This window comes from Kitasatospora sp. NPDC048298 (genome assembly GCF_043201465.1).
Lineage (GTDB): Bacteria > Actinomycetota > Actinomycetes > Streptomycetales > Streptomycetaceae > Kitasatospora.
In genome coordinates this window covers 87,242-103,354 of record NZ_JBICYZ010000016.1, presented here as the reverse complement: position 1 = coordinate 103,354, position 16,113 = coordinate 87,242, and the positions used below count along the sequence as shown (strand labels likewise).

Below are 16,113 nucleotides of genomic sequence, written 5' to 3'. Positions count from 1 at the left end.
CGAGCGGCCGGCCGTGGGACACCACGGCCGGCCGCCGGCGTGTGCGGCCCCGGCGGCCCCGGCCGACGGGCCGGCCCGGCCCGTCGGACCGCCCGCCGGAGCGCCCGCAGGCCGTCCGGCCTGGGATTCGTCCTGTACGCACGACCGGGGATGTCGAGAACGGGCCGCCGGCTCCGACGTCTCCGGTGGAAGCCCCGGGAAGCGCCCGGGGCGCCACCCCCAAGGAGAGACAGTCATGAAGTACATGCTGACGATGCACATGAACCCCGTGCTGTGGGAGGGCCTGCCCGAGGACGAGAAGCAGGCGGTCTACGCCGGCCACGGCGACTTCATGAAGCTCCTCCGCGAGTCCGGCGAGCTGGTCCACACCCAGGCGCTGGCGGAGCCCGAGAAGAGCACGACCGTCAAGGTCCGTGACGGCGCCCCGGCGCTGAGCGACGGCCCGTACCTGGAGAACAGGGAGTTCGTCTGCGGCTTCTACCTGGTCGACGTCGAGACCCGGGAGCGCGCGATCGAGCTGGCCGGGATGATCCCGGACGCCAAGCACACCGGCATCGAGGTCCGTCAGGTGATGTTCGAGCAGGGCCTGGAGATGTGATCGGGTAGCACCCGCGGAAACGGCGGCGGGGGGGGGGGGGGGGGGGGGGGGGGGGGGGGGGCGGGGGGGGGCGGGGGGCCCCCCCGGGGGCCCGGGGGGGGGGGGGGGGGGGGTGGGGCCCCCCCCCCCCCGCCGCCTTCGTGTCGCGCGGGGTCAGTCGACGATCTCCATCTGCGCCATCATGCCCGCCGAGGAGTGCTCCAGCATGTGGCAGTGGTACATGTACTTGCCCAGGTAGTCGGCGAAGGTCGCCTGGACCCGGACCGAGGTGCCGGGCGGGAGCGGGACGGTGTCCTTCAGGCCGACGTCACCGGGCAGCGGCGGCTGGCCGTCCCGGTCGAGCACCCGGAACTGCGTCATGTGCATGTGGAACGAGTGCTGGATCGGACCGTACTTGGTGGCACCGTCGTCGTTGATGATCGTCCAGATCTCGGTGGCACCGCGCTGGATCCGCTGGTCCACCCGGTTCTCGTCGAACGGCTTGCCGTCGATCAGACCGACCGGGTTGCCGGTCAGGTCGAAGGAGAGCCGCACCTCACGCTGGACCGTGGCCGGCGCCAGCGCGGGCATCGCGCGCAGCGCGGTGGGCACCCGGCTGAAGTCGAAGGCCGGGCGGGTCACGTCGAAGCGCAGCACCTGCTCGACCTCGTCGTTGCCGGTGAACTGGCCCTGGTTGGTGAGGAAGCACTGGGTGCCGACCCGCTGCCGGGAGAAGTCCACCACCAGGTCGACCCGCTCGCCGGCGGCGAGCGGGAAGTCCGTCCCCGTCCGGTCGATCGGCGCGGGCAGCAGACCGCCGTCCGAGCCGATCTGGAGCACCGGCAGGGAACCGAAGTTGAACTTCAGGAACCGCAGGGTGGAGTTGTTCAGCAGCCGGATGCGGTACTTGCGCGCGGCCACCGGGAAGTACGGCTTCTGACGGCCGTTGACCAGGATCACGTTCCGGTTCCGCGGGTCGCCGGCCACCAGCTGCCCGTTGGCGTCGATCTCGGCGTCGCGGATCGCGATCGGGACGTCGTACTCGCCACACGGCAGCCCGTACTGGCTCTCGCCCTGACCCTCGATCAGGTAGAAGCCGTGCATGCCGCGGTAGACGTGCTCGGCCTCCATGTGGTGGCTGTGGTCGTGGTACCACAGCGTGGCGCCGGGCTGCTGGTTCGGGTACTCGTACTGCCGCTCGGCACCCGGGTCGATGACCTCCATCGGGTGGCCGTCGCTGGCCGCCGGGACGTGGCCGCCGTGCAGGTGCACGTTGGCGTGCTCGGGCAGCCAGTTGCGGTAGGTCACCAGGGCCCGGCGCCCCTCCTTGGCCCGGATCGTCGGGCCGATGAAGCTGCCGCCGAACGTCATGCACTTGGTCTTGACGCCGGGGATCAGCTCGAGCTCGGCCGGCAGGATGTCGAGCCGGTACACGTCGGTGTCGGCGGTGCGGGCCACGGGGTTGAGGGTCGGCGGTACCGGCATCCGTACGGAGAACGGCCCGGAGGCCGCGCCCCGGGCGGCCTGCCCGGGGCGCTCCGACTCCCCGGCGGCCAGCGCGCTCACCGGTATCAGTACGCCGGTGCTCGCCGCGATGCCCGCCAGGCCGAGAAAGTGTCGCCTGTTCAGGATGTCCTCCCCAAGTCGGTATCCGCGCGCCCGAAACGTTGTTCGGGTGCGTCCCAGGTCGCCATCCTGATCGTTGATCAGACCGTGCGCTTCTTGCAGGTTGCGGTATTTGACGGTTGATCAGAGATAGTTGACGACCGCGCGGAAGCGTACCCCACCCTGTTCGACCCGTTCGAGTGCTTCGGCCACCCGTTCCTTGGGGAAGACCTCGACCATCGGCGTGACGGCCCCGGACGCGACCATGTCGAGGGCCTCGGTGAGCTGGTCGAGGCCGTTGTGGGTGGCGCCGATCACCTGCTGGCGCTGCGCCCAGAACGGGCTGGTGGGCGGGATGGCGAAGGAGTCGACCGGGTCGATGGTGGCGAGCACGATCCGGCCGTTCGGCCGCAGCCCCTGGAGGGACTCGGTGGCCGCCCGGTAGGAGGTGCCGGTCACCAGGACCACGTCGGCGCCGCCGGCCGCCCGCAGCTGCTCGCCGTCGGCGACCACGTGGTCCGCGCCGAGCGAACGGGCCAGCTCGTGCTTGTCCGGCGAGCTGGTGACGGCCACGGTCTCGAAGCCGGCCGCACGGGCGAACTGCACGGCCAGGTGGCCGAGTCCGCCGATCCCGAGCACCGCGACCCGCTCGTGCGGCTTGGGGTCGGCGGCGCGCAGCGCGCTCCACGCGGTGTAGCCGGCGCACAGCACGGGCGCGGCGGTCTCGTACGAGAGGGCGTCCGGCAGCAGCACCGTGCTGTCGGCCGCCACCGCGACGTACTGGGCGTGGCCGCCCTGCACGGTGAGGCCGCTCATCACCGACTGCGGGCAGTTCATCCCGGACTGCCCGGTGAGCGGGAGGTTGAGCCGGCAGTAGTCGCACCGGCCGCAGGTCGCCTGCACCCAGGTGGTGCCGACCCGGTCGCCGACCCGGCGGGTGGTCACACCCGGGCCGACCTCGACGACCTCACCGGCCGCCTCGTGCCCGACCACCACCGGGTCGAGCGGCGGGAAGGGGAAGACGCCCTGGCTGACCCAGAGGTCGTTGTGGCAGACCCCGCAGGCGTGGACCCGGATCAGCACCTGACCCGGTCCAGCCGTGGGGGTGGGGATCTCGCGCAGTTCCCAGCGCGCCTTGGCCTCCGGTACGACGGCAGCCCACATCGGCCCGACCATCCTTTCGTGTCAGCGGGTTCGCGGCGTGAGGCGGACCGGGAGGGTCTGCACGCCGTTCATGATGAAGGTGACCTGCGGCTCCAGTTCCCCTGCGGGGACGGCGAGTTCGAGGTCGGGGAAGCGGCTGAACAGCGCGGAGAGGGCGATCTCGGCCTCCATCCGGGCCAGCGGCATGCCGATGCAGCGGTAGACGCCGTGGCCGAAGGAGAGGTGCTCCTTGTCCGGCCGGCCGGCGTCGAAGGCGTCCGCGCTGTCGCCGTGCATCGCGCCGTCGCGGCCCACCGCCGCGAAGTTGATCAGGACCGGGTCGCCCTTGGCGATGACGACGCCGCCGAGCGCGATGTCCTCCACCGCGAAGCGGAACGGCAGGTGGGCGACCGGCGCCTCGACGCGCAGGGTCTCCTCGATCACGTCCTCCCAGGTCACCGCGCCGCTGCGGAGCAGCGCCAGCTGCTCGGGGTGGGTGAGCAGGGCCCGGGTCGCGTTGGCGAGCAGGTTCATCACCGGCTCGGTGCCGGTGGCGAGCAGCAGGTGCAGGGTGCCGACCAGTTCGGAGTCGTTCAGCCGGGAGCCGTCCTCCTCCTGGACCTGGACCAGGTCGCTGGTCAGGTCGTCACCGGGGTCGCGGCGCTTGGAGTCGACGAACTCCAGCATCTCCCGGTGCCACTGCTCGACGTTGGCCGCGGCCTCCTCCGGGGTGAGGCTGGTGTCGATGTTCGCCTCGCCGCCGCGCAGGATCTGCGCGCGGTCCTCGGCCGGGACGCCGAACAGGTCGCAGATCACCCGGGCGGGCATCGGGCGGGCGAAGCGGGCCTTGAGGTCCAGCACCTCGCCGGGTTCGCACTGGCCCAGCTCGTCCAGCAGCTCGTCGACGGCCTTCTGGACCTCGGCGCGCATGGCCTCGACCCGGCGCGGGGTGAAGGCCCCGGCGGTCAGCCGGCGCAGCCGGGTGTGGTCGGCGCCGTACCGGGTGGTGAGGTTGTCCATCAGCACCCAGCCGATGAGCGGGAAGTCCTCGCCGATCCGGCCCTCGGCGAAGTCCGTCCAGTGCTGGCGCGGGTCCTTGGACAGCCGGTGGTCGCTGAGCGCCTGTCGGGCGGTCTCGTGGTCGGCGATCGACCAGGCGAGCACGCCGCCGGGCAGTTCGATCCGGGTGACCGGGCCGTTCGCCCGGATCCGGGCGGCCTCGGCGTGGATGTCACGTCCGGTGCGGTCGATGACGACGGGTTCGGGGATTGCCATGGAGGTCTCCGAGCGGTCGATGGGAACGGTCGGACGGCATGCCGAACAGGGCCGCCGCCGCTGGTGGCGGCGGCCCTGTCAGGGCAGAGCGTCGGCTACAGGTAGAGCGTGTTCGGGCCGAGCCCGCAGGCGACCCGCCCGTAGAGCTCGAGGTTGGTGTTGGGGTGCAGGATGCCGTGCAGGTTGAGCGTCTGGACGTCCCGCTCGATGCGCTGGATCGGGACGGTGGTGTAGATCGAGGAGCCGCCGCTGGCGGTGTTGAGGATGTCCACCGCCTCCTTGGCGCGCGAGCAGACCGCGCCGAGGTCGAGCCTGATCCGGGCGCGCTCCTCCAGCGTCCACTCCTCGCCGGTGGGGCCCTTGGTGTCGAGCAGGGCGGCGGCGCGGTGGGCGTGGAACTCCACCTCGTCGATCCGGGTGATGGCCTCGGCCACCTGGATGTGGGTGATCGGGGCCTCGGCCTGGTTGGCGTACTCGGTGTAGCTGATCTTCCGGCCGGGGAGCCGCTCGAAGAACGCCTCCTTGGCGGCCCGGGCCAGCCCGAGGGCCGGCGCGGCCACGGTGGCGCACGCGGTGGGCATGAACGGCGCCCGGTAGATGGGCGAGTCGGCGTTCGCCAGGGAGCGGTGCTGCCCCTGGAGCACCGGGACCATCGGCAGCACCCGCGGCTCGGGAACGAACAGGTCGGTGGCGACGGTGGTGACGCTGCCGGAGCCGCGCAGGCCGGTGGTGTGCCAGTCGTCGACGATCTCCAGGTCCGCCAGCGGGACCGCCACCATGATCGGCTGCGGGCCGTCCGGGGTCATCAGCACGGCCGCGTTGGTGTTCCAGGAGCTGTGCAGCGCGCCCGAGTTGAACGTCCACTTGCCGTTCAGCAGCACGCCGCCCTCGACCGGCACGGCGACCGCGGTCGGGCTGAGGATGCCGCTCACCCGCACGCCGGGGTCGGCGAAGATCTCGTCCTGCACCTCGTCCGGGAACAGGCCCGCCATCCAGGAGCTGATCGCGTAGACCGCCATGACCCAGGCCGTGGAGCCGTCGCCGCGGCCCAGCTCGGCGATCACGTCCACCACGGTGCGCATGTCGGACTCGTAGCCGCCGTAGCGGTGCGGCACCCGGATCTGCAGCAGTCCGGAGTCGGTCAGCGCCGCCAGGGTCTCGTCGGACAGCCGGCGGTGCTCCTCGTGCCACAGCGCGTTCTTCTGCAGCAGCGGCACCAGCTCGGCGGCACGGCTCACCAGTTCTTCCCTGGACGGGGATTCCTTGGCTGTCATCGGGGGCTCCTCCGGAGTGGGCGGCCCACTCGGGACGGCTTGGCCGTCCGGGCCGCGGTCGTTGATCGGCCCTGTCGAGGCTGACAGTCGGCCGGGGTGCCCGCATCTCCCGGATTGCGGCGCACCCGAGGCATGCCGTTCCCCTTTTTCTGGGCAACACACCATCGCAATCCGGGAGTTGTCCCCCCTCCCGGCCTGCTGTGAGGCTGGCCGTCACCCGGCCCGCGTGATCGCGGCCGGGACCACCGGAGAAGGAGAGACCATGTCCGCCACTCCCGCGCCCAACACCCCCGACGCCGCCGCCCTGAGCGCCGTCCCGCAGCGCATCGTCGCGGCCTGGGCCGCGCAGGACGCCGACGGCTTCGCCGAGGTCTTCACCGAGGACGCGACGCTGATCCTGCCCGGCGACGTGTTCCTGACGAGCCGTCAGCAGATCCGCGCCTTCATGACCCAGGCCTTCGCCGGCCCGTTCAAGGGGACCCGGGTCACCGGCGAGCCGGTGTCGGTCCGCCCGCTCGCCGAGGACGTCGCCGTGGTGGTCACCCGGGGCGGCGTGCTGGCCCCCGGGGACGCCGAGGTGACGGCCGAGCGCGCGATCCGGGCGACCTGGGTGCTGGCCCGCCAGGGTGGCGACTGGCGGATCGCCTCGTACCAGAACACCCCCCTCGCCGCCTGAGACACCGCCGTCCGAGACATCGCCGCCTGAGACCCGGCCGGCTTCCGGCCCCGCCGCTGCCCCCGCCTTCGCCCCGACCGTCCCACCGAGAGGACTCGCCATGCGCCCCTTCCGTATCGACATCCCGCAGGAAGCCCTCGACGACCTGGACCGCCGGCTCGCGGCGACCCGCTGGCCCGGTGAGCTGCCGGGCGTGGGCTGGCAACGCGGTGTACCGCTCGGCTATCTGAAGGAGCTGGCCGAGTACTGGCGCACCGGCTTCGACTGGCGCAAGGCCGAGGAGCAGCTCAACGCGTTCCCGCAGTTCCTGACCGAGATCGACGGCGTGGACATCCACTTCCTGCACGTGCGCTCGCCGGAGCCGGATGCCATGCCGTTGGTCATCACCCACGGCTGGCCCGGCTCGGTGGTGGAGTTCCTGGACGTGATCGGGCCGTTGACCGACCCGCGGGCGCACGGCGGCGACCCCGCCGACGCGTTCCACGTGGTCATCCCCTCGCTGCCCGGTTACGGCTTCTCCGGCCGCCCCCAGGAGGCCGGCTGGGACACCGCCCGGGTCGGCCGGGCCTGGGCCGAGCTGATGCACCGGCTCGACTACGACCGCTACCTCGTCCAGGGCGGCGACTGGGGCATGCCGGTCTCGCTCCAGCTCGGCCTGGCCGATCCGGCGCACGTCGCGGGTGTCCACCTCAACATGCTCGCCACCTTCCCGCCGCAGGACCCGGCCGAGTTCGCGAACCTGGGCGAGGCGGACCTGGCCCGGCTGCAGTTCGCCGCGAACTTCGAGCAGGACGGGGCCGGCTGGCGGAAGATCCAGTCCACCCGCCCGCAGACCCTCAGCTACGGTCTGACCGACTCCCCGGTGGGCCAACTCGCCTGGATCGTCGAGAAGTTCAAGGAGTGGACGGCCGCGGAGACGGTCCCGGAGGACGCGGTGGCCCGCGACCGGCTGCTGACCAACGCCGAGATCTACTGGTTCACCGCCTCCGCGGGCTCCAGCGCCCAGCTCTACTACGAGTCCAACCGGCTGGACGCCGACTTCATCCGCACCTGGGCCGGCCCGTGGCCGCTCGCCGCGCCGGTCGGGGTGGCCGTCTTCCCCGAGGACGCCGTCCGCCCGATCCGCCGGTGGGCCGAGCAGATCCTGCCGACCCTCGCCCAGTGGTCCGAGCTCGAGCGCGGCGGGCACTTCGCGGCGCTGGAGGAGCCCGAGCTGTTCGTCGGCGACGTCCGGACCTTCGCGCGCCGGGTGCGCTGACCGGAAACTCGAACCCGCCCGGCGCCGGTGGCGGCGCCGGGCAGAAACGGAGAGGCCCCTTATGGAATCGCCGGTGTATCGCGGATACGACCAGCGCACACTGGACCGGCAGTACTCGCCGAGTTCCCGCGTGCCCGACCTGAACGTCTTCGTGGACCGGTACGCCGGCGACAGCGAGAAAGCCCGGGCGGATTTCGAGGTCCGCCGTGGAATACCCTACGGCCCCGCCCCCGCGGAATCCCTGGACTTCTTTCCGGCGGGCTCCCGGAACGCGCCGCTGGTGGTTTTCCTGCACGGCGGCTACTGGCAGGAGCTGAGCAAGGACGACGCGTCCTTCCCGGCCCGCGACCTGGTCCCGGCCGGCGCCGCGTTCGCGGCGCTGGGCTACGGGCTGGCGCCCGAGTACCGGCTGGACGAGATCGTCGCGCAGGTCCGCCGCGGCCTGCTCTGGCTGCTGGAGCACGCGGAGGAGCTGGGGGTGGACGCGGGCCGCGTCCATATCGGCGGCTCCTCCGCCGGCGCCCACCTGGCCCTGATGGCGCTGCTGGACGACTGGCGGCCGGGCGGCCGCCACCCGGCCGACGCGTTCGCCGGGGCGCTCCTGCTCAGCGGCGTCTACGACCTCGAACCGGTGCGGCACACCTATGTGAACGCGCCACTGGGGCTGGACGCCGCGGCGGCGGCCCGGCTCAGCCCGATCCTGCGGCTGCCCGCGCGCCTGCCCGCCCTCGTGGTGGCCAGGGGCGGCGCCGAGACGGACGAGTTCGCCCGGCAGCACGACGACCTGGTACGGGCCGTCGGCCCGCGCGCGACCGTGGTGCGCGAGGTCGTCGCCGCCGACCGCAACCACTTCGACCTCCCGTTCGACCTGGCCGATCCGACGACCGGGCTCGGCGCCGCGGTGTTCGCGCAGGTGGGCCTGTGACCACGCACGAGGTCGCCGCGCAGCTCGACCGGGACGACCCGCTCGCCGCGGCCCGCAAGGCGTTCCTGCTGCCCCCGGACACGGTGTACCTGGACGGCAACTCGCTGGGCGCGCTGCCGGCCTCCGTGCCGGAGCGGGTCCGCCGGGTCGTCGCCGAGCAGTGGGGCGAGCACCTGATCGGCGCCTGGTACGAGGACGGCTGGTGGGACGCGCCGCTGCGGGTCGGCGACCGGCTCGGGCGGCTGCTCGGGGCGGCCCCCGGCCAGACGGTGGCCGGCGACTCGACCTCGGTCCAACTGTTCAACGCCCTGACCGCCGCCGCCCGGCTGCGCCCCGGGCGCGACATCCTGCTGATGGACGACGCGGGCTTCCCCACCGACCGCTACCTGGCCGCCTCGGTGGCCCGGATGCTCGGCCTGGAGCTGCGCGAGGCCCCGGTGTCCGGGTTCGAGGAGGCGCTCGCCGACTGCGGCGAGCGCCTGGCCGTCGTCACCGCGAGCGCCGTCGACTTCCGCACCGGCGAGCTGTGGGACCTCGCCCGGCTGACCGCGGCCACCCACCGGGAGGGGGGCGTGGTGGTCTGGGACGTCAGCCACGCGGTGGGCGCCGTCCCGCTCGCGGTGGACCGGGACGGCGTCGACTTCGCCGTCGGCTGCGGCTACAAGTTCCTGTCGGGCGGCCCGGGCGCTCCCGCCTTCGGCTACGCGGCCCGCCGCCACCACGACCACCTCGACCAGCCGCTGACCGGCTGGAACGGCCACACCGACCCCTTCGCGATGACGCCGGACTACCGGCCGGCCGAGGGGATCGCCCGCTGCCGGATCGGCACACCGGCGATCCTGTCGCTGCTGGCCCTGGACGCGGCACTGGACGTCTTCGACGGCGTCGACCTCCGGCAGCTCCGGAGGAAGAGCCTCTCGCTGAGCCGGTTCTTCATCGCCTGCGTCGACGAACACCTGGCGGGCCGGGGCTTCGAGCTGGTGACGCCGCGCCGGGACGAACGCAGGGGCAGCCAGCTGACCCTCGGCCACCCGGAGGCGGCCCGGCTCATGGCGGCCCTGGTCGAACGCGGCATCACCGGCGACGTGCGGCCGCCGAACCTGCTGCGCTTCGGCCTGAACGGCCTCTACGTCTCGCACGCGGACGTCCTGACCACCGTCCTGGCCCTGCGGTCACTGACCTGACGGTCGTCCAGTGCCCCGCGGTCACCGGCCTGACGGTGACCGCGGGGCACCGAACTGACGGCACGTCACATCTTCCGGATTGCTGAACTCCCCATCCTCGCCTTGTTGACCTTCGGCGCCGCCCGCTAGCCTGTCGGACATTCCAGCTCAAGATTCACTACTCGAATCGGATGTGGGTTGTGACGGGCGAAGACACGGCGGTTCTGGACTATTCCGCATATCTCGCACTGGACGAACTCATGGCATTGCAGCGGCCGCGCACCGACGTGCCCGACGAGCTGCTTTTCATCGTGGTCCACCAGGCGCACGAGATCTTCTTCAAGCTGATCCTCCATGAATTCTCGGAAATGCAGCGGGCGCTGTCCGAGGGCGACAGCGGCGGCTCGTTGCGCCGGCTGAACCGGCTGCTCGCCGTCTTCCGGGCGGTGGTCGGTCACGTCGGCCTGATCGAGACGATGACGGCCGACCAGTTCAACGCGTTCCGGTCGGTGCTGAACGGCAGCGGTTTCCAGTCGGCGCAGTTCCGCGAGATCGAGGCGGTGCTCGGCCGGCGCGGGGACGCGATGGTCAGCCAGTACCCGCGGCACAGTGCCGAGCGGACCGCCATCACCGCGGCCATGACCCGGCCGCCGGTGTTCGACTCCGTCCTGCGCTACCTGGCGCAGCACGGCTACCCGGTGCCGCAGGACCGCCTGCACCGGGACGTCTCGCTGCCCCAGGCGCCTTCGGAGGCGGTGCAGTCGGTGCTGCTGCGGGTCTACCGCGACGACGGCGTGGCGGCGCAGCTGTGCGAGCGGCTGCTCGACCTCGACGAACTCATCCAGGAGTGGCGCTACCGGCACGCCAAGATGGCCGAACGGATCATCGGTGCCAAGCCCGGCACGGGGGGATCCGCCGGTGCCGCGTACCTGCGCGGCACCCTGCACCAGCCGGTGTTCCCGGACCTCTGGGCGATCCGCAGCGAGATGTGAGACCGATCCCTGATCCACCTCACGGCGGCCATCCCGCCACTATTCCACGAGGTGTGGCATGTACCTATCGGAACACAAGTCCCCGTCCGTCCGAACCGAAGGCCGCACCCCGGCCGGCCCGACCGCCGAGTGGCCGCAGCACACCGGCGTGGCGGGAATCAGCCTCCGCGGAGCCCGCCCCAGCGACCGACCGGATCCCGCGGCGGCCCTGGCCCGCCTCGCCGAGTGGACCGCCGGGCTGGAGACCGACGGCGAGCGCGGGTCACCGGAGAGCTTCCCGTTCAAGGAGATCCTCGACCACTTCCAGACCGCGGGACGGAACTACGCCTCCCCCGAACTGGTCGACGCGTTACGTGAGTTGGAGCGGAGGCTGGCCGCGGCGGCGCCGCCGGACCACCGGCAGCCGCTCGGCCGGCGGCTGCTCCTCGACTGGCTGCCGAGCACCTTCGACCAGGACGACGGCGACTACGACTCCTACCTCCTCGTGCCGATGCTCGAACGGCTGGCCGCGGCCGACGGCGAGTCGGAGACCGACCCGGGCCTCGACACCCAGATCCGCGTCCTGCTGGCCGACCTCCTGCTCGCCGAGAGCGAGGCCCTGGCGGTGACGCCGGACGCGCACTGGCAGCGGGTGCGGACCCACGCGGTCGCCCAGGCCCTGGCGCGGGTGGCCGAACTGGCGCCGACGGCACGCGGGGGCGTGGTGCCGCCGGCGGGGTTCGTCCGGACGCTCGACCGGGACGACCCGGCGCTGGCCGCGCTCGGCCGACGGCTCGCGCAGGCAGCGCTGGACGCGACGCCGGAGGCCGTCCGGCAGGCGGCCGAGATCTCGATGCTCCCGTCCACGCCCGTCCACGACGAGTTGATGTTCGTGCGCAGCGTGCAGCTCTTCGAGCTGGTCTACCGGCGGACGTACCGGTGCCTGGAGCGGGCGCTGACGGCGCTGCGGTCCGCGGACCTCGGCACGGCGGTCGCCGAACTCGGGGCCGCGGCCGAGCGGGTGGAGAGCACCCCGATCCTCTACCGGGTGCTCACCACGATGTCCCGCGAGGGCTTCGCGATCATCCGCGCGCACACCGAGGGGCGCAGCGCCATCCAGTCCCGCGCCTACCGGCAGGTGGAGCGGATCACCGCACAGCGGCCCCGTACGGCGACCGACGACAGGGTCGCCCGGGTCGAGGTGCCGAGCCCCACCCTCCAGGAGGTCTACCAGGAGCTGGTACCCGTACTCGGGGAGCCCGCGCTGGAGGCGGTGGCCGCGGCGATGGCCCGGCTCGACGACAGCTGGCGCGCCATGAAGCGGACCCACTGGGGGATCACCCGAAAGATCATCAAGGACTCCCCCGGCACCGGTGGCACCACCGGTGCCGACTACCTGAAGGCCACCGCCGCGATACCACTCTTCCCGGACCTGCAAGGCGCGGGGGAACGCACCCGCGACCACAACCGGAGACCGCCGCGACCGACGGAGAACACCATGCCCGACCCCGAGGACCAGAACAGCCTGCTGCGCCGGAAGATCATGGGGTACATCGTCTCCCAGGCGATCTTCGCCGTCACCGAACTCAAGGTGGTCGAGAGCCTCGGCGAGGAGGCCGTCCCGGCCGCGGAGCTGGCCGGCAGGGTCGGCGCCGACCCGGACGCCCTGCACCGCTTCCTGCGGGTCCTCACCGCCGAGGGGCTCTTCGTGGAGCAGCCCGCCGGTACCTTCGCCGTCACCCCGCTGGGCGCCCTGCTGCACCGCGACGCGCCGGGCTCGCTGCACCACCTCGCCTCGCTGATGGCCGGCGAGGCGTACCAGGCGTGGACGGCGGCCGGCCACTCGCTGCGCACCGGCCGCGCGGCCTTCGAGACCGTCTTCGGCAAGCCCATGTTCGACTGGCTCGGCGACCATCCCGCGGAGCTGGCCGCCTTCAACGAGGGCCAGGCCGGGCTGGTGACGCTGCGACTGCTGCCCCTGCTCGACCGGGACTGGAGCGGGGTCGGCACGGTCGTCGACGTCGGCGGCGGCAACGGCACGCTGCTGGGCACCCTGCTGTCCCGGCACCGGGAGCTGCGCGGGGTGCTGTTCGACCTGCCGAAGGTGGCGGACGAGGCGCTGTCCGGGCTCGGCGGGGGCGAACTGCGGGAGCGCTGCCGGGTGGTGGGCGGCGACTTCTTCGACGAGGTCCCGTCCGGGGGCGACGTCTACGTCCTGGCGCAGATCCTGCACGACTGGTCCGACGACCGGGCCGTGGAGATCCTGCGCAGCTGTCACCGGGCCATGGGGCCCGGGGCCCGGCTGCTCATCCTCGAACAGGTGATCCCGGACGACTCCCGGCCGCACCCCGCGAAGCTGCTCGACCTGCACATGCTGGTGCTGCTCGGGGGACGCGAGCGGAGCGAGAGCTCCTGGCGGCGGCTGCTCACCGAGAGCGGGTTCGAGTTCGTCGGGATCGACCGCTCGGCGAGGTCGTCGCTGATCGAGGCCCGTCCGGCGGAGGTTCCGGCGGTCGTCGGTGCGGCCGCCCGGCACGACGAGCCGGGGGGCGGGAATGGGAGCGCTGCCGGCGCGTAGTCAGCCGGTCGCCGGCCGGGCGGTGCCCGACTGGCAGCGGCTGATCGAGCAGCTCCTGGACGGCCGGGACCTCTCGGCCGAGGACATCGCCTGGGTGATGGGCCGCGTCATGTCCGGTGCCGCGGCCCCGGCCCAGGTCGCGGGCTTCCTGGTGGCGCTGCGCGCGAAGGGCGAGACGCCGGCCGAGGTCGGCGCGTTGGCCGACACGACGCTCGGCTACGCCCGTCCGGTCCGGCTCGCCGCCCGTGCCCTCGACATCGTGGGCACGGGCGGCGACCGGTCCGACTCGGTGAACATCTCGACCATGGCCGCGCTGGTGGCCGCCGCGGCCGGTGCCACCGTCGCCAAGGTGGGCAATCGCAGCGCGACGTCGAGGTCCGGCTCGGCGGACGTGCTGGAGCGGCTCGGGGTCGCCATCGACCTGGAACCGGAGGCGGTGGCGGGCTGCGTGGCCGAGATCGGCATCGGGTTCCTGTTCGGTCCGGTGTGCTACCCCGCGCTGCGGCACATCGCCGAGACCCGGCGGGACCTGGGCGTGGCGACGGTCTTCAACCTGCTCGGGCCGCTGCTCAATCCGGCCCGGCCGTCGCACGCCCTGGTCGGCTGCGCCTTCCCGGAGCGGACCGGGCTGCTGGCCGAGGTGTTCGCCCGGCGCGGCGCGACCGTGCTGCTGGTCCGCGGCGACGACGGCCTGGACGAGCTCACCACCACGACCACCAGCCGGGTCTGGCTGGTCCAGGACGGCACGGTGACCGAGCGCACCCTCGACCCGGTCGCGCTGGGCATCCCCCGGGCCCGGCCGCGGGACCTGCGGGGCGGGGACGCGGCGGCCAACGCGGAGACGGTCCGCCGGCTGGTCCGCGGCGAACGCGGCGCGGTGCGGGACGCGGTGCTGCTCAACGCGGCCGCGGCGCTGGCCGCGTACACCGGCTTCACCGGATCCCTGGAGGAGGACCTCGCCTCCGGGCTGGCGCAGGCCACCCGGGCGGTCGACTCGGGGGCGGCCGCGGACCTGCTCGCACGCTGGGTCAAGGTCTCCGACCGGATCCGTCACAGCACGACAGAAGAAGTCCGGCACACCGGGGCCGACCACAATGTGGTGGCACCGACCCGAGAGGAGGATCATGAACAGCCTGTATGACGTACTCGCCACCGCACGCCGGGACCGCCGGCCGGCCCTGATGGTCGACGTCAAGTGCCGGTCCCCACGGGACGGGGAGCTGATCTCCGACGAGCAGCTCGAGCCCTACGTCCGGGTGCTGCTCGACGGCGGCGCCGACGCGCTCTCGACCCCCACCGACCCCGACTTCTTCGGCGGCAGCATCCCGATCGCCCGGAGGATCCGCCGGGTGGCGGGGGTTCCGCTGATGCGCAAGGAGTTCTTCCGCACGGTGGAGCAGATGGACGAGTCGCACGAGGCGGGTTTCGACGCGGTGCAGATCTCGCTGAGCACGGTCCCCGACCCGGAGCTCTTCGGCGCGATGAAGAGCCGGGCGGAGCACCTCGGGCTGGAGGTCGTGGTCGGCGTCCACAACGCCGAGCAGCTGGAGCGGGCGATCGAGCTCGGCGCGGTCGCCGTGGGCATCAACAACCGGGACATCACGGCGCTCGAACTCGACGACGGCACCGTCAGCCTCAGCGAGAAGCTGATCGCCGACTGCCCGGACGACCTCCTGGTGATCTCCGAGAGCGCCTTCCACTCCGAGGCGGACGTGTCCCGGGCCGCGAGCGCCGGGGCCCACTGCATCCTGGTCGGGACGGCCATCGCCAAGAGCGCCGACCCGGCGGCCACCGTCCGGTCACTGCGAGACGCGGCGAGGGCCTAGCAGGTGTCCGACGATCTCCCACCGGCCTCGTCCGGCGGTCCCGGCGACCGGCTCGGACGCTGCCTGGACCGGTTGGCCGCCGCACAACAGCGGGCCCTGGCGATCTACCTGACGCTGGGTGACCCGCTGACCTGCGACCGGCCGGACCTGGCCCTGGCGGCGGCCGACGCGGGCGCGGACATCCTGGAGTTCGGCATCCCGACTCCGGGCACCCGCCCGCGCGGTGCGGAGATCGCGCGGTCCTTCGAACGCGCCCGAGGGGCAGACCAGGAGCAACTCTGGGAGTGGCTCGGCGAGTTGCGCCGGGCCGCGGCGGACCTCCCGCTGCTGCTCCTGGTCTACCCGCAGACCGTCGCCGACCTCGGCTGGGACCTGCTCCTCGCACGGTCGGCCGCGGCCGGGGCGGACGCGCTGGTGCTCGCCCGCCCGGACGGGCCCGAGGACCTGGAGCGGGTCGCGGCGGCCGGCCTCAGCGCCGTCCCCGGGATCGCCCCGGCCGCCGACCCGGCGCTGGTCCGGCAACTGGAGTCGGCGGCCGCCCATCTGACGTACCGGAACCTGGCCGAGCACACCGGGGCGGACCTCGACCTCGACGAGGCCACCCGCCTCACCCGGCGGCTCGGCGCGACGGCCTCCCGGCCGTTCCTGGTCGGCTTCGGCATCCGCGACGAGCGGCAGATCCGGGCCCTCGCCCCGGACGCGGCCGGCGTGGTGGTCGGGAGCCGTCTGATCAGCGTGCTGTCCCAGGCGGCCCCCGCGGCCCGCCCGGACGCGCTTCGCGAGCACATCGGCCGCTGGAAGGCGGCCACCATCCTCGACGGATCCCCAACGGAACAGTGAGA

The 16,113-nt window shown here is 72.9% G+C and carries 13 protein-coding genes and 1 pseudogene; 10 read left to right on the top strand and 4 right to left on the bottom strand.

All coding sequences use genetic code 11. The features are described from left to right. Nucleotides 1-235 precede the first annotated feature (235 nt). The gene (locus ACGF0D_RS15680; RefSeq protein WP_392916386.1) at nt 236-598 is read left to right on the top strand and encodes a YciI family protein; all 363 of its coding nucleotides are present in this window, start codon (nt 236-238) and stop codon (nt 596-598) included. 153 nt (nt 599-751) lie between these two features. Here ACGF0D_RS15680 and ACGF0D_RS15675 read toward each other — a convergent pair whose 3' ends face one another. The 4 genes from ACGF0D_RS15675 to ACGF0D_RS15660 form a co-directional block, all read right to left on the bottom strand. Further along, entirely contained in the window at nt 752-2,143 is a 1,392-nt protein-coding gene (locus tag ACGF0D_RS15675) for a multicopper oxidase family protein (protein WP_392870599.1), read from the bottom strand. A 183-nt stretch (nt 2,144-2,326) separates the two neighbouring features. Beyond that, nucleotides 2,327-3,346: an alcohol dehydrogenase catalytic domain-containing protein gene (locus ACGF0D_RS15670; protein ID WP_392916383.1), complete on the bottom strand. Its 1,020-nt coding sequence runs from the start codon at nt 3,344-3,346 to the stop codon at nt 2,327-2,329. A gap of 21 nt (nt 3,347-3,367) precedes the next feature. Next, nucleotides 3,368-4,600: a cytochrome P450 gene (locus ACGF0D_RS15665; protein ID WP_392916380.1), complete on the bottom strand. Its 1,233-nt coding sequence runs from the start codon at nt 4,598-4,600 to the stop codon at nt 3,368-3,370. A 95-nt stretch (nt 4,601-4,695) separates the two neighbouring features. Continuing rightward, a complete protein-coding gene (locus ACGF0D_RS15660; RefSeq protein ID WP_392870591.1) occupies nt 4,696-5,874 on the bottom strand; it encodes an acyl-CoA dehydrogenase family protein in 1,179 nt (392 codons plus the stop codon). 262 nt (nt 5,875-6,136) lie between these two features. Between ACGF0D_RS15660 and ACGF0D_RS15655 the strand changes: the two genes are divergently transcribed. The 9 genes and pseudogenes from ACGF0D_RS15655 (at nt 6,137) to ACGF0D_RS15615 (ending at nt 16,111) form a co-directional block, all read left to right on the top strand. Then, nucleotides 6,137-6,550, top strand: a complete 414-nt coding sequence (locus tag ACGF0D_RS15655) for an SgcJ/EcaC family oxidoreductase (RefSeq protein WP_392870588.1) — start codon at nt 6,137-6,139, stop codon at nt 6,548-6,550. Between the two features lie 100 nt (nt 6,551-6,650). After that, the gene (locus tag ACGF0D_RS15650) at nt 6,651-7,808 is read left to right on the top strand and encodes an epoxide hydrolase family protein (RefSeq protein WP_392916378.1); all 1,158 of its coding nucleotides are present in this window, start codon (nt 6,651-6,653) and stop codon (nt 7,806-7,808) included. 130 nt (nt 7,809-7,938) lie between these two features. Then, nucleotides 7,939-8,733, top strand: a complete 795-nt coding sequence (locus tag ACGF0D_RS15645) for an alpha/beta hydrolase (protein WP_392916375.1) — start codon at nt 7,939-7,941, stop codon at nt 8,731-8,733. After that, on the top strand, nt 8,730-9,917 hold the full coding sequence (locus ACGF0D_RS15640; protein ID WP_392916372.1) for a kynureninase: 1,188 nt from the start codon (nt 8,730-8,732) through the stop codon (nt 9,915-9,917). The genes ACGF0D_RS15645 and ACGF0D_RS15640 overlap by 4 nt, the downstream gene beginning before the upstream one ends. 170 nt (nt 9,918-10,087) lie before the next feature. Further along, nucleotides 10,088-10,888, top strand: coding sequence for a tryptophan 2,3-dioxygenase (locus ACGF0D_RS15635; protein WP_392916369.1), 801 nt, complete (start codon nt 10,088-10,090; stop codon nt 10,886-10,888). Nucleotides 10,889-10,946: 58 nt separating this feature from the next. Beyond that, nucleotides 10,947-13,445: a methyltransferase gene (locus tag ACGF0D_RS15630; RefSeq protein ID WP_392916366.1), complete on the top strand. Its 2,499-nt coding sequence runs from the start codon at nt 10,947-10,949 to the stop codon at nt 13,443-13,445. Continuing rightward, nucleotides 13,423-14,487 (top strand): annotated as a pseudogene (gene trpD / locus ACGF0D_RS15625) (anthranilate phosphoribosyltransferase); the annotation flags it as partial. The gene ACGF0D_RS15630 and the pseudogene trpD, both read left to right, overlap by 23 nt. 82 nt (nt 14,488-14,569) lie before the next feature. After that, entirely contained in the window at nt 14,570-15,271 is a 702-nt protein-coding gene (locus ACGF0D_RS15620; RefSeq protein WP_392916363.1) for an indole-3-glycerol-phosphate synthase, read from the top strand. A 3-nt stretch (nt 15,272-15,274) separates the two neighbouring features. Then, nucleotides 15,275-16,111: a tryptophan synthase subunit alpha gene (locus ACGF0D_RS15615; protein WP_392916361.1), complete on the top strand. Its 837-nt coding sequence runs from the start codon at nt 15,275-15,277 to the stop codon at nt 16,109-16,111. Nucleotides 16,112-16,113: the final 2 nt, after the last annotated feature.